Source organism: Micromonospora sp. WMMD882 (assembly GCF_027497255.1).
In the GTDB taxonomy this organism is placed as follows: Bacteria; Actinomycetota; Actinomycetes; order Mycobacteriales; family Micromonosporaceae; genus Micromonospora.
Map to the genome: position 1 here is coordinate 3,417,841 of NZ_CP114903.1, position 13,064 is coordinate 3,430,904.

General features: G+C 74.2%; 12 protein-coding genes and 1 tRNA gene. 6 read left to right on the forward strand and 7 right to left on the reverse strand.

Annotated features, from left to right (window positions below; genetic code table 11):
* Positions 1-306: 306 nt before the first annotated feature.
* Together O7606_RS14080 and O7606_RS14085 are read left to right on the forward strand one after the other, a co-directional pair.
* Positions 307-1,239 (forward strand): ribonuclease Z, encoded by a 933-nt coding sequence (locus O7606_RS14080; protein WP_281594480.1) that lies wholly within the window; start codon positions 307-309, stop codon positions 1,237-1,239.
* Positions 1,236-1,754 carry a GNAT family N-acetyltransferase gene (locus tag O7606_RS14085; protein WP_281594481.1) on the forward strand — a complete coding sequence of 173 codons (519 nt, stop codon included), beginning with the start codon at positions 1,236-1,238 and terminating at the stop codon, positions 1,752-1,754. The genes O7606_RS14080 and O7606_RS14085 overlap by 4 nt, the downstream gene beginning before the upstream one ends.
* Before the next feature lie 74 nt (positions 1,755-1,828).
* Here the strand turns inward: O7606_RS14085 and O7606_RS14090 are convergent, their stop codons facing one another.
* Both O7606_RS14090 and O7606_RS14095 read right to left on the reverse strand, forming a co-directional pair.
* Complete coding sequence (locus O7606_RS14090) at positions 1,829-3,199, reverse strand: cystathionine beta-synthase (RefSeq protein ID WP_281594482.1); 1,371 nt, start codon at positions 3,197-3,199, stop codon at positions 1,829-1,831.
* 72 nt (positions 3,200-3,271) lie between these two features.
* Entirely contained in the window at positions 3,272-3,628 is a 357-nt protein-coding gene (locus tag O7606_RS14095; protein ID WP_281594483.1) for a YkvA family protein, read from the reverse strand.
* Positions 3,629-3,811: 183 nt separating this feature from the next.
* On the opposite strand from O7606_RS14095, the gene O7606_RS14100 reads away from it, so the two are divergent.
* The 3 genes from O7606_RS14100 to O7606_RS14110 are packed head-to-tail and all read left to right on the forward strand — an operon-like array spanning position 3,812 to position 7,119.
* Positions 3,812-5,002, forward strand: a complete 1,191-nt coding sequence (locus O7606_RS14100) for an SGNH/GDSL hydrolase family protein (RefSeq protein WP_281594484.1) — start codon at positions 3,812-3,814, stop codon at positions 5,000-5,002.
* On the forward strand, positions 4,999-5,802 hold the full coding sequence (locus tag O7606_RS14105; protein WP_281594485.1) for an SGNH/GDSL hydrolase family protein: 804 nt from the start codon (positions 4,999-5,001) through the stop codon (positions 5,800-5,802). The genes O7606_RS14100 and O7606_RS14105 overlap by 4 nt, the downstream gene beginning before the upstream one ends.
* Positions 5,803-5,856: 54 nt before the next feature.
* Positions 5,857-7,119: an acetyl-CoA C-acetyltransferase gene (locus O7606_RS14110; RefSeq protein ID WP_281594486.1), complete on the forward strand. Its 1,263-nt coding sequence runs from the start codon at positions 5,857-5,859 to the stop codon at positions 7,117-7,119.
* Between the two features lie 144 nt (positions 7,120-7,263).
* Here the strand turns inward: O7606_RS14110 and O7606_RS14115 are convergent, their stop codons facing one another.
* The 4 genes from O7606_RS14115 to O7606_RS14130 all read right to left on the reverse strand — a co-directional run bounded on the left by O7606_RS14115 (position 7,264) and on the right by O7606_RS14130 (position 9,692).
* The gene (locus O7606_RS14115) at positions 7,264-7,830 is read right to left on the reverse strand and encodes an RICIN domain-containing protein (RefSeq protein WP_281599662.1); all 567 of its coding nucleotides are present in this window, start codon (positions 7,828-7,830) and stop codon (positions 7,264-7,266) included.
* 298 nt (positions 7,831-8,128) lie between these two features.
* On the reverse strand, positions 8,129-8,497 hold the full coding sequence (locus O7606_RS14120; RefSeq protein WP_281594487.1) for a hypothetical protein: 369 nt from the start codon (positions 8,495-8,497) through the stop codon (positions 8,129-8,131).
* 175 nt (positions 8,498-8,672) lie between these two features.
* Positions 8,673-9,503, reverse strand: a complete 831-nt coding sequence (locus tag O7606_RS14125) for a Bax inhibitor-1/YccA family protein (protein ID WP_281594488.1) — start codon at positions 9,501-9,503, stop codon at positions 8,673-8,675.
* A 108-nt stretch (positions 9,504-9,611) separates the two neighbouring features.
* Positions 9,612-9,692 (reverse strand) — tRNA-Leu (locus O7606_RS14130).
* A 105-nt stretch (positions 9,693-9,797) separates the two neighbouring features.
* On the opposite strand from O7606_RS14130, the gene O7606_RS14135 reads away from it, so the two are divergent.
* Positions 9,798-11,663, forward strand: coding sequence for a hypothetical protein (locus O7606_RS14135; RefSeq protein ID WP_281594489.1), 1,866 nt, complete (start codon positions 9,798-9,800; stop codon positions 11,661-11,663).
* A 64-nt stretch (positions 11,664-11,727) separates the two neighbouring features.
* Here the strand turns inward: O7606_RS14135 and O7606_RS14140 are convergent, their stop codons facing one another.
* Positions 11,728-13,047 carry an NAD(P)/FAD-dependent oxidoreductase gene (locus O7606_RS14140; RefSeq protein ID WP_281594490.1) on the reverse strand — a complete coding sequence of 440 codons (1,320 nt, stop codon included), beginning with the start codon at positions 13,045-13,047 and terminating at the stop codon, positions 11,728-11,730.
* Positions 13,048-13,064 lie beyond the last annotated feature (17 nt).

The following is a 13,064-nucleotide window of genomic DNA, read 5'->3' on the forward strand; positions in this document are numbered from 1 at the left end:
GACCCCCTGGTCAAAAACCGTTGCCGAGGCTGTCGGAAAGTGGATAGCGTGGCGGTACACGGGAAGGGAGGTGATCCGAAGCTTTGTGTAGTTATCGGACTCGTGAGGTGGCTGTCCGCTAGCCGCTGTCCTTGACAGTCGACCGCCCACCCCTCCGGGGGCGGGCACGCAAGATCGTCGAGACCGTGTGGCAGCGGTGCGGCGAATCCACGACAGCCACCCGACCCCCGGGGTGCCGGCCCAGTCCAGCCGGTCCGCGTCAGCGCGGAAGCCCCGGGGGTCGACCCATGTACGGAGGGGCACGCCGTGTCGATGCGGGAGCTGACCGTCCTCGGCACCGCCAGCCAGACGCCCACCCGCCGCCGCAACCACAACGGGTACGTGCTGCGCTGGGACGACGAGGTGATCCTCTTCGACCCGGGCGAGGGCAGTCAGCGGCAGCTCCTGCACAGCACGGTCAGCGCCACCGACCTGACCCGGATCTGCGTCACCCACTTCCACGGCGACCACGCCCTCGGCCTGCCCGGCGTCATCCAACGCCTCTCCCTGGACCGGGTGCCGCACCCGGTGGCCGTGCACTTCCCGGCCGGCGGCGCCGAGTTCTTCGCCCGGCTCCGGCACGCCACCAGCTTCCACGAGACCGCCGAGCTGCGCCCCGGGCCGATCACCGCCGACGGGCAGCGGGTCACCCTGCGCGGCGGGCACACCCTCACCGCCCGCCGACTGCGCCACCCCGTCGAGACGTACGGCTACCAGGTGGTCGAGCCGGACGGCTGGCGGATGGACCCGGCGCGGCTGGCCGCGTACGGCATCGGTGGGCGGGCCGTCGGCGAGCTGCGCCGCGTCGGCCACCTCGACCTCGACGGTCGCCGCGTGCGCCGCGACGAGGTGGCCGAGCCCCGGCCCGGCCAGCGGTTCGCGTTCGTGATGGACACCGGCCTGTGCGACGCGGTGTACGCCCTCGCCGAGCACGCCGACCTGCTGGTGATCGAGTCGACGTTCCTGGAGTCGGAGGCCGCGCTGGCCGCCGAGGTCGGGCACCTCACCGCCGCCCAGGCCGGGCGGGTCGCCGCCGAGTCCGGGGTACGCCGGCTGGTGCTCACCCACTTCTCCCAGCGGTACGCCGACCCGGCCCGGTTCGCCGCCGAGGCCGGCGCGCACTTCACCGGTGAGCTGGTGGTCGCCGAGGACCTGAGCACGGTTGCCGTACCCGCCCGGCGGGTACCCTCGGCCGGGTGACGCTCACCCTCCGCCACGCCGTCGCCGACGACCTGACGGCGGTCGGCGCCCTGCACCAGCGTTCCCGGGTGGCCGCGTACTCGCCGTTCCTGCCGCCGGAGGCGCTGGCCGTGCCCACCCCGGAGGCGATGGGCGAGTACTGGACGCAGCGGTGGCCGTACGAGCGCGACGACCACCTGATGACCGTCGCCGAACGGGCCGGTCGGCTGGTCGGCTTCAGCTACGTCGGCCCGGACGAGCTGGACGGCGTGGTCGACCCGACCGCGGCGATGCTGCGCGCCATCCACCTGGAGCCCACCGAGCAGGGCCGGGGCACCGGCCGGGCGCTGATGCTCGACGCCCTGCACACCATGCGCTCCTGGGGGCACACCCGGGCCACCCTGTGGGTGCTGCGGGACAACGCGCACGCCCGCCGCTTCTACGAGCGCGGCGGCTGGACGCCCGACGGGCTCGAACGCGACGACCACATCGGGCTGGCCCTCGTCCCGCAGCTCCGCTACGCCCGCGCCCTCTGAGCGGGCGGGGCCCGGTCGGCCCCGCCCGACGCGCGGTCAGCGCGCCTTCTGGGCGGGGCCCGTCCGACGTGCGGTCAGCGCGCCCCGAGGTGGGCGAGCAGGTCCTGCCGGGTGATCACGCCCTTGGGCTTGCCGTCGACCAGCACCAGGGCCGCGTCGGACTTCTCCAGCAGGGCCACCGCCTCGCTCACCGGCTGCCCGCCGCCGACCATGGGCAGCGGGTCGGTCATGTGCCGCTCGATGGTGTCGTGCAGGTGCGCCTGCCCGGTGAAGAGGGCGTCCAGCAGATCCCGCTCGGCGATCGAGCCGGCCACCTCGCCGGTCACCACCGGCGGCTCGGCCTTGAGCACCGGAAGCTGCGAGACGCCGTACTCGCGCATGTAGTCGATGGCGTCCCGGACCGTCTCGGTCGGGTGCACGTGCACCAGCTCGGGCAGGCCGCCCGGCTTGTTGGCGAGCGCGTCGGCGACGGTCGGCTCCGCGCCGGAGTTGTCCAGGAAGCCGTACCGGGCCATCCAGGCGTCGTTGAAGATCTTGGAGAGGTAGCCCTTGCCGCTGTCCGGCAGGAGCACCACGACCACGTCGTCCGGGCCGGCGGCGCGGGCCACCTCCAGGGCGGCCACCACCGCCATCCCGCAGGAGCCGCCGACCAGCAGCCCCTCCTCGCGGGCCAGCCGCCGGGTCATCTCGAACGACGCCTTGTCCGAGACCTCCACGATCTGGTCGGCGACCGACCGGTCGTACGTCTGCGGCCAGAAGTCCTCGCCGACCCCCTCGACCAGGTACGGCCGACCGGTGCCGCCGGAGTAGACGGAGCCCTCCGGGTCCGCGCCGACGATCTTCACCCGGCCGGCGGAGGCCTCCTTGAGGTAGCGGCCGATGCCGGAGATCGTGCCGCCGGTGCCCACCCCGGTCACGAAGTGGGTCAGCTCGCCCCCGGTCTGCTTCCACAGCTCCGGGCCGGTCGTCTCGTAGTGCGAACGCGGGTTGGCCGGGTTGCTGTACTGGTCGGGCTTCCACGCGCCGGGGATCTCCCGGGCCAGCCGGTCGGAGACGTTGTAGTAGGAGCGCGGGTCCTCCGGGGCGACCGCCGTCGGACAGACCACCACCTCGGCCCCGTACGCGCGCAGCACGTCCTGCTTGTCCTGGCTGACCTTGTCGGGGCAGACGAACACGCAGCGGTACCCCTTGAGCTGGGCCACCAGGGCCAGCCCGACACCGGTGTTGCCGCTGGTCGGCTCGACGATGGTGCCACCGGGCCGCAGGATCCCGGCCCGCTCGGCGTCCTCCACCATGCGCAGCGCGATCCGGTCCTTCACCGAGCCACCGGGGTTGAGGTACTCCACCTTCGCCAGGACGGTGGCCTGGATGCCGGCGGTGACGTTACGCAGCCGCACCAGCGGGGTGTTGCCGATCATCTCGACGACGTTGTCGTAGTACTGCACCTCGGTGCCCTCTCCTCCGGTGCCGGCAGCGCCGCCGGTCAGACGGTTGGTCGACGCTCAGGGTACGTGCCGTCAGGGCGTCACGTGCCCGGGGATCACGGACGCGCGGCCCGCCTCCCACTCCAGGAAACGCTCCGTCTCGGCGAGCACGCTCCCGGCCAGCCAGGTGACCATCACCGCGTCGTCGACCAGCCCGAACACGGTCAGGAACAGCTCGGGCACCAGATCCACCGGGGAGGCGACATACGCCACCGCCGCGGTCATCAGGGCCAGCCGGAGGCCGCCGTCGTACTCGCCGCGCGCGGTGGCCCGGATCATCCGGGGCAGGGCCGCCAGCCGGGCGCCCAGGGACGGGCCGCCCCGCGCGCCGGCCAGCAGTGCCCGGCCCAGCGCGGTGAACGCCGCCGCACGTTTCAACGTCCTCGCCATGTCGGTCCCCTTCTTCTCTCGACCAGCGTGCCGGACCGCCGCAACCGCGCCCGGCCACCGTCGCCGCCGCGCGGGCCGGAGCGGTCCGGCCCCCCGGGACGTACCCAGAACGGTCGTCGATCAGGCACGGTCCGGACGCTGCGCGGACAGCGGCGTGTCGGTGTCGCGCGGTACTGTCGGCTCATGGGTGTGGTGGCTGATTCCGGCGCACCGATCGATGCGCGTTGGCGGCGTGCCCGGCAGGTCGCCCGCTACACCGCGCTCGGCGCGGGCGCCACCGCGGCGGCCTTCGCCACCACCACCGGCGTCCTGCTCGGGCAGGCCAAACACGCCCGCCGGACGATCCCGGTCGCCGAGGCGCCCCCGCCCCGCTGCGACGGCGTCTACGGCGCGAAGCTTCCCGGCCCGCCGATCACCATGGTCGTCCTCGGTGACTCCTCCGCCGCCGGTTACGGCGTACGCCGCCGCCGCGAGACCCCGGGCGCGCTGCTCGCCACCGGCCTGTCCCGCCGGTTACGGCGGCCGGTGCGGCTGTGCCGGTTCGCCGTGGTCGGCAGCCTGTCGGCCGGGCTGCGGCCACAGGTCGAGGCCGCCCTGGAGGAGCAGCCCGACGTCGCGGTCATCCTGGTCGGCGGCAACGACGTCACCAACCGCACCCCGCAGGCGGTGGCCGTCCGATACCTGGTCGACGCGGTCCGGGCGCTGCGCGCCGCCGGCGTCGAGGTGGTCGTCGGCACCTGCCCCGACCTGGGCACCATCCAGCCGATCCGGCCGCCGCTGCGCTGGCTGGCCCGGCGGTGGGGCCGACAGCTCGCCGCCGCCCAGACGGTGGCGGTGGTCGAGGCCGGCGGCTGGACGGTCTCCCTCGGCGACCTGCTCGGCCCCCGGTTCGCGGCCGAGCCGACCCGGATGTTCGCCTGGGACAGGTTCCACCCGTCCGCCGAGGGGTACGCGGTCGCCGCGTCCGCGCTGCTGCCGACGGTCCTGTCCGCGCTCGGCGCCGGTCCCGAGCGCCGCGCCCTGACCCGGGGTGAGGGCGTCCGGTCGTTGCCGCAGGCCGCCCAGGAAGCCGCCCGGCACCCGGGCACCGAGGTCAGCGCCACCCAGGTCAGCGGCCGGTCACGTGGCCCGGACGGGCGCTGGGCGCAACTGCGCCGACGCGCGTTCGTGGCGGTCGGCGCGCTCCCGCCGCACGCCACCGGCACGTCGGCGGCGGGCAGCGCCGTCGGCCGGCGACCGACGTCCGGCCCGGCAGCGCCGCCGGCCCGGGGCAGCACGGTGACAGCACCGGACGACGGCGCGACAATGCCGTCGGCGGGTGAGCCGACCGGGTCGACCGGCGGCGTGGAAACCCCCGTGGAGGGACGAGCATGAGCGAGCGGAACTCCCGCGTCGAGCTGGCCCGCGTGGGCCGGGCCGCGGCCCTGTCCCTGCTGGCCGGCACGGTCGGCGGCGCCGCCGTCCTGGCCGGTGAGGCGTTCGTCGCCCGTAACCGCCGGTACGCCCAGCCCGAGCTGGGCCTGGCGCTGCGCGCCACGGTCGGGCGGCTCGGCGCGCCCCCGCTCCGGCTCGTCCTGCTCGGTGACGCCGCCGCGCTCGGCGTCGGGGTGGCGCACTTCGACGACACGGTCGGCGGGCAGCTCGCCAACCTGCTCACCGAGGGGCCCACCGGCCGCCGGGTGCACCTGTCCAGCGTCGGGGTCTCCGGGTCCCGCTCCACCGACCTGGCCACCCAGGTGGCCCGCGCCCTGCTCGGGGAACGCCCCGACGTGGCGGTCATCCTGATCGGGGCACACGACGCCACCACCCTGCGACGGCCGTCCGACACCGCCGCCTACCTGGGCGGCGCGGTCCGCCGGCTCTGCGACGCCGGCGTGGAGGTCGTCGTCGGCACCTGCCCCGACCTGGGCGCGGTCCGGGCGATCGCTCCGCCGCTGCGGCAGGTGGTCGGCTGGGCCGGGCGACGCACCGCCCGCGCCCAGACCGTCGCCGTGCTGGAGGCCGGCGGCACGGTGGTGGATCTCGCCGCCGAGACCGGTCCGGTCTTCCGGGCCGACTCGGCGACGCTCTGCCACGACGGCTTCCACCCCTCCGCCGACGGCTACCGGGTGTGGGCGCACGCCCTGCTCCCGGCGGTCGTCGCGGCGGCCTCCGTCTCCTCCTCCCCGCACTGACCGACCGGGTCGACCGGCTTCCCGGGCAAGTTACCCACGGGTTAACGTGGGGGCATGCCGACCGAGTCGTCCCGCGACGCCGTCATCGTCGCCACCGCCCGCTCCCCCATCGGCCGGGCGCACAAGGGTTCCCTCCGCGACGTCCGCCCGGACGACCTCGCGGCGACCATCGTCCGGGCCGCGCTGGACAAGGTCCCGCAGCTCGACCCGACCCAGATCGACGACCTCTACCTGGGCTGCGGGCTGCCCGGCGGCGAGCAGGGCTTCAACATGGCCCGGGTGGTCGCCACCCTGCTCGGGCTGGACACCCTGCCCGGCGCGACGCTGACCCGCTACTGCGCCTCCTCGTTGCAGACCACCCGGATGGCGATGCACGCGATCCGGGCCGGCGAGGGCGACGTGTTCGTCTCCGCCGGGGTGGAGTGCGTCTCCCGGTACGCCCGGGGCAACTCCGACGGCCTGCCGCCCGAGGCGCAGGCGCTGGTCGGCGGCGGCTGGGAGAACCCCCGCTTCGCCCCGGCCCGGGAGCGGTCCGCGCGGCGTGCCGCCGGCGGCGCGGAGACCTGGACCGACCCACGCGACTCCGGCGAGCTGCCCGACATCTACCTGACCATGGGCCAGACCGCGGAGAACCTGGCCCAGGCGTACGACGTGAGCCGCGCCGACATGGACGAGTTCGGCGTACGCAGTCAGAACCTCGCCGAGAAGGCGATCGCCGACGGCTTCTGGGCCCGGGAGATCACCCCGGTCACCACCGGAGACGGCACGGTGGTCAGCACCGACGACGGTCCCCGGCCGGGGGTGACCCTGGCGGGCGTGGCCGGCCTCAAGCCGGTGTTCCGCCCGGACGGCCGGATCACCGCCGGCAACTGCTGCCCGCTCAACGACGGGGCCGCCGCCGTGGTGGTGATGAGCGCCCAGCGGGCCCGTGACCTGGGGATCACCCCGCTGGCCCGGATCGTCTCCACCGGCGTGACCGCCCTCTCCCCCGAGATCATGGGCCTCGGTCCGGTCGAGGCGTCCCGGCAGGCGTTGCGTCGGGCCGGCATGACCATCGACGACGTGGACCTGGTGGAGATCAACGAGGCGTTCGCCGCGCAGGTGATCCCCTCCTACCGGCAGTTGGACATCCCGGCGGAGAAGCTGAACGTGATGGGCGGGGCGATCGCCGTCGGCCACCCGTTCGGCATGACCGGGGCCAGGATCACCGGCACCCTGCTCAACGCCCTCGACTGGCACGACAAGAGCATCGGCCTGGAGACCATGTGCGTCGGCGGCGGCCAGGGCATGGCCATGGTCCTCGAACGCCTCTCCTGACCGTCCGCCGGCGGCGGCTCCACCCGCACCGCCCACCCGGCGACGGCCCGCCGGATCGGGCCGCCGCCGTGACCCACGCCGCCCTCACCCACGCCGTCGGGCCCCGGCTCACCGCCGGGGCCCGACGCTCCCCTCGACGCCGGGTCAGCCCCAGCTACCGACGTAGCGGCGCTCCCAGTGCTGGTTGTACCCGCCGACGCAGGTGCCCTGGACCACGTGCGCGCCGTGCGCCTGGCTGGCGTGCGCCACGTCCAGACACTTGTCGCTGTGCCTGGCCCGGATCTCGAAGAAGCCGTTCAGGAGGTCCCGCACCCACCACTGCTGGTTGACGCCGTTCCAGCAGGTGGCCTGCACCACGGGCGCGCCGTGGGCGAGACTGGCGTGCGCCACGTCCAGGCACATGCCGCTGTGCTGCGGCCGGAGCAGGAAGTAGCCGTTGCCCAGGCTGACCTGCTGCCAGCGCTGGTTGGCCCCACCCCAGCAGTTGCCCTGCACGACCTGGGTGAGGTGCGCGACGCTCGCGTTCGCCACGTCCAGGCACTTGTTGGCGCTGTGCCGGGGCCGGAACTCGTAGTAGGCCACAGCCTGGACGCCCACCCCCGCCGCCCCGCCGCCCGCCGCCACCTCGCCCGACGCCCCACCGGTACGCGCCGCCACGCCAGCCTGCGCGACGCCAGCCCCGCCCGCCAACAGACCGCTGGCCAGGAACACGGCGAGCAACGTCCGCAGCGTGAGCCGCCGGACCCCCCGCCGACCCCGACGCGATCCACCGGTCACCCGCTCCGACAGCCGAAATCCACTGGTGTCCACCGAGAACACTCCTCACCTCGTCGGTTCCCGGCCCTCCGGGACCTGCGGACACCACCCTGACCCACGCGTCCCCCGTCCGGCGTTTTCCCGGACACCCCCTCCCCGCTCCCCCGCCCCGTCACCAACGTCCATGGACAGAACACCTGGATCGACAGGGCGGGGCAGGGGCGGGGGCGGGGGGCGGGGGGCGGGGGGCGGGTCAGAGGGCGCGTTGGGTGGTGGTTACGGCGGCGGTGGCCCGGGCCGGTGCGGATGGAGTGGCGGGACCGGGTGGGGGTGGGGTGGGGGCGGCTAGGAGGAGGTCGGTGGTGACTACGCGGAGCTGGTCGGGGAGAGCGAGGTCGTTGTCGAGGCGGGGCACGGGCCGGCGCGGCTGCCCTTCGACGTCGGCGGCCAGATCGGCTACGTCCTGCACCAGCTTGTGCACCAGGTCGGCGCGGGACAGGTCGTCACCCGAGGCCCGTGCCGCCCAGCGGGGCGCCTGCCAGTGACCGACCTGGTTGACCAGGGACGCCACCGCCCGCTCCAGTTCCTGTGCCGGGTCGCCCCCGGCGACTGCTGCGCTCACCCGGGCGAGTGTACGGACGACCCGAAGGCGCATCCGCGGGAAGGCGGGACCGCAGCCAGAGCGGAACCGGGACCGGGACCGGAGCCGGGGCTGAGGCCGAAGCCGGGGTCGGAGACGCCGGACGCCCGCCTCCGCTACGGCGGAGACGGGCGGCCGGCGGGCGGCGCGACTACGGTCAGTCGTCGCCCTGGAAGTAGCTCAACAGGCGCAGGATCTCGATGTAGAGCCAGATCAGGCTGACCAGGATGCCGAAGGCGGCCACCCACGAGTAGCGCTGGGGCAGCCCCATCCGGACGCCCTCCTCGACCTCGTGGAAGCTCAGGATGAAGCTGAGCGAGGCGACCACGATGCAGACCAGGCTGAAGCCGATCGCCAGCGGGCTGCCGTCACGCAACCCGGTGTTGATGCCGAACAGCGCCAGCACCAGGTTGATCAGCATGACCGCGAAGAGGCCGACCATCACGGCGATCATGCCGCGGACGAACTTCGGGGTGGCCCGGACGACGCGCGCCTTGTACAGGATCGCCATCAGGAAGAACACGCCGAACGTCGCGGTGACGGCCTGGAGCACGATGCCGTCGTACAGCGACTCGAAGGCCTTGCTGACCATGCCGACGAAGACGCCCTCCACGAGGGCGTACGCGACGACGAGCGCCGGGTTGGCCATCCGGGAGAACGAGATGATCAGGCCGAGCGCCAGCCCGACGATGGCCGCGCCGATCCAGGCCACGCCGACGAACACGTCGGGCACCAGCACCCATGCCGCGGCGGCCGAGGCGCCGGTGATGGCGAGCAGCAGGACGGTCTTGACCACCACGTCGTCGAGCGACATGGGGGTAACGGTGGGCGGCGCGGCCGGGTAGCCGGCAGCCGTCGGGTAGCCCGCTCCCGGGTACTGCTGGGGATGACCGGGCTGTCCGTACGGCCCGGTCGGGGCATACCCGGTCGCCCGTTCCCGTTCGGCCGCCTGGCCGAGCCGGGCGAGCACCGGGTTCGAGGTCTTCACTGTCAGCCTCCCTCAGGGGGTCCATGCACGGTGAACGTGCCTGTCCAGGGTAAACCGCCGGCCCACCCCCATGGCGATCACCAGGCTGTACGGAAGCTGAGAGTCCGGTGCCCGGGGCGGGGCTCGAACCCGCACGCCTTGCGGCAGCCGCTTTTAAGGCGGCCGTGTCTGCCGTTCCACCACCCGGGCGGGTGCCGCGCCTCACACGCCGACACGTGGCGGCGCAGTGTCACGGTAACCGGTCCCGCCGGACCGGGCGTACCCCGTGGCCGGTACGGCACTAGGGTCGAGGCCGTGAGCAGCGTAGCCCGTACGGACTCCGGAACCGACCTGGACCGGGACGCCGGCCCGGCGGTGTCGGCGACGCCCGGCGCCCGGTGGGCCCGGATCGTCGGCGCGGCCCGCCGGCACCGGACGGACCTGCTGGTCGGTCTGGGCTTCCTGGTCCTCGCGGGGGCGCTCACCCACGGGCTGTGGCCGGACCCGTCCGGTCGGGTGCTGGCGCTCAACCCGGAGGACCAGACGCTCATCGAGTGGTTCCTGGCCGTCGACTCACGGGTCCTGCTGGGCGACTTCGGGCTACTCAGCGACCGGTTGAACGCCCCCGACGGGATCAACATGATGGCCAACGCCACGACCATCGTGCCCGGCGTGCTCCTCGCCCCGGTCACCCTGGTCTTCGGCGCGCCGACCACCTTCGCGCTGCTCGCCGCGCTCAACCTCGCCGGCACGGCGTTCGCCTGGCACCTGCTGTACGTCCGGCTGCTCGGCGCGGGCCGGCTGGCCGCCGTCCTCGGGGCGGCGCTGTGCGGGTTCGGGCCCGGCATGGTCTCGCAGACCAACAGCCACCTGCACATCACCGCGCAGTGGCTGATCCCGGTGATCGTCTGGTTGGTCGTCCGGCTGCTGCGGGCCGCCGACCCGGCCACCGAGGTCGGGCCGCGGCGGGACCGTCGCCTGGTCACCGCCGCCGTCGGTCTGGCCGTGGCGGTGACCACGCAGGTCTTCGTCGGCGAGGAGACGCTGTTCCTGACCGCCCTGACGCTGGCCGTGACGACCGTCGTGTACGCCGCCGTAAACCGGGGGCTGGCCCGGCGGGCGTTCCCGGGCTTCGCCGCCGGCCTGCTGTTCGCCGCCGGGATCGCCCTGGTCGCGCTGGCCTACCCGCTGTGGTTCCAGTTCGCCGGGCCGCAGGGCGTGGCCGACGGCATGTTCAGCCCGTACTACTTCTCGGCGGACCTGGCCGGCTGGTGGACGTTCTCGCCGCTGTCGCTGGCCGGCGACGACACGGCGGCCCGGCTCACCACCGGGCCGGCCGAGTACAACACCTTCCTCGGTTGGCCGCTGCTGCTGGTCGGCGCGGCGTGCGCGGTCTGGCTGAGCCGGCCGGTCACCGGCCCGCCCGGGACGCCGGACCGCCGTCCGCTGGCGCTGGCCTGCGGGGTCGGCGCGCTGGCGCTGGGCGCGCTGTCGCTGGGGCCGGACGTGCTGGTCGACGGTGAGCCGACCGGGGTGCCTGGGCCGTACCGGCTGCTGCTCGGGGCGCCGGTGGTGGACGGGGCGCTGCCGACGCGGTTCGCGCTGGCGGTGCTCCCGCTGCTGGCCACCGTGCTGGTGCTCGCCGTGGACCGGGCCCGGCGCGGCGACGGCCGGCTGCGGCTGCTCGTGCCGGCGGTGGTCGGGGCGGCGTTGCTGCCGGCCGCGCCGGCCCCGCTGCCCACCGAGTCCCGCCCGCCGGTGCCGGAGTTCGTCACCGCCGGGCACTGGCGGTCCTGCGTGCCGCCCGGCGGGACGCTGGTGCCGGTGCCGCCGCCCACCCCGAAGGAGCCCTGGCCGATGCGCTGGGCGGTGGCGGCCGACGCCGGGTTCGCCCTGCCGGAGGGCTTCTTCATCGGCTCGTACGGGCGGGACGGGACGGCGGCGATGGGCACGTACAAACAGCCCACGTCGGCGCTGCTGGCCGAGGTGTCCCGCCGTGGGCTGACACCGACCGTCACCGCCGGCCAACGCCAGCAGGCCGCCCGGGACGCCGCTTTCTGGCGGGCCTCCTGCGTGGTGCTGGCCGACGACGAACGGCACGCGGCGAGCCTGCTCGCCACCCTGGAGCAGCTCTACGGCCCGGCGACCCGGGTCGCGGACGCCTGGATCTGGCGCGTCTGACCCGGGTCACCCCGCCGGCAGCTCGACAAGCCAGCCTGACGGCTCGACAAGCCCGGCCGACGGCTCAGCGGCCCGGCTGGGACGCCTCGGCGAACTCCTCGCGCGGGTCGTGGAGCTGGCCGAGCGCGACCACCTCGCGGCGCAGGAAGAACGCCAACGTCCAGTCGACCACCACCCGGACCTTGCGGTTGACCGACGGGATCCGGCTCATGTGGTACGTCCGGTGCATGAACCACGCCGGCCAGCCGGTCATCTTGATGCCGTAGACCTGGGCGACGCCCTTGTGCAGGCCGAGGCTGGCCACGCTGCCGGCGTGCTTGTGCCGGTACTCGACGGGCTGCTCCCCCCGGATCACGGCGCGGATGTTGTCGGCCATCCGGGCCGCCTGGCGCACCGCGTGCTGGGCGCTCGGCGAGCAGTACGACCCGGGCGGGCCGGTCAGGTCCGGCACGGCCGCGCAGTCGCCGGCGCTCCACGCGCCGTCGACGACCCGGTCGCCGTCGACCACCTGGAGGGTGGGCAGGCAGGTGACCCGCCGCCGCGCGTCCCGGGGGAGGTCGGTGGCGTCCAGCAGCGGCGACGGCTTCACCCCGGCCGTCCAGACGATCGTGTCGGAGCGGAACGCGTCCCCGTCGGAGAGCTTCACCACCCCGTCGACGCAGGACTCCAGGCGGGTGTCCAGCCGGATGTCCATGTTCCGTTTGAGGAGCTGCTGCACCGTGTACGCGCCCATGTCCCGGTCGACCTCGGGCAGCACCCGCTGGGTCGCCTCGACCAGCACCCAGCGCATGTCGTCCGGGCTCAGCTCCGGGTAGTACTTGAGGGCGTCCCGGGCCATGTCCTCCATCTCGGCGAGCGCCTCGATGCCGGCGTAACCGCCGCCGACGAACACGAACGTCAACGCCGACCGCCGGATGTCCGGGTCGGTGGTGGCCGCCGCCACGTCGAGCCGGTCCAGCACGTGGTTACGCAGGTAGATCGCCTCGCCGATGGTCTTGAACCCGATGCCGTGCTCGTGCAGGCCGGGGATCGGCAGGGTCCGGGAGACCGAGCCGGGGGCGACGACCACGTGGTCGTACCGGATCTCGCGCTCCGGGCCGGTGATCGGCTGGACCGTCGCGGTCCTGCGGGAGTGGTCGATCCGCGTCACCGCGCCCGCGACGATGGTGCACCTACGCAACTCCCGCCGCAGCGGCACGACACTGTGCCGGGGCGAGATGTTGCCGGCCGCCGCTTCCGGCAGGAAGGGCTGGTACGTCATGTGCGGCTGCGGGTCGACGACGATGACCTCAGCCTCACGGGAGCTCAGCTTCTTCGAGAGGCGCAGGGCCGCGTAGAGCCCGACGTGGCCGGCGCCCACCACAAGGATCCGCTTCGGATTCACGTCTCCTATCTTTCCCC

Coding starts and splice junctions, on each gene's coding strand:
- O7606_RS14095 (WP_281594483.1), bottom strand. CDS start 3,628: ATGGCGAGGACGTTGAAACGTGCGGCGGCGTTCACCGCGCTGGGCCGG.
- O7606_RS14100 (WP_281594484.1), top strand. CDS start 3,812: ATGGGTGTGGTGGCTGATTCCGGCGCACCGATCGATGCGCGTTGGCGG.
- O7606_RS14105 (WP_281594485.1), top strand. CDS start 4,999: ATGAGCGAGCGGAACTCCCGCGTCGAGCTGGCCCGCGTGGGCCGGGCC.
- O7606_RS14110 (WP_281594486.1), top strand. CDS start 5,857: ATGCCGACCGAGTCGTCCCGCGACGCCGTCATCGTCGCCACCGCCCGC.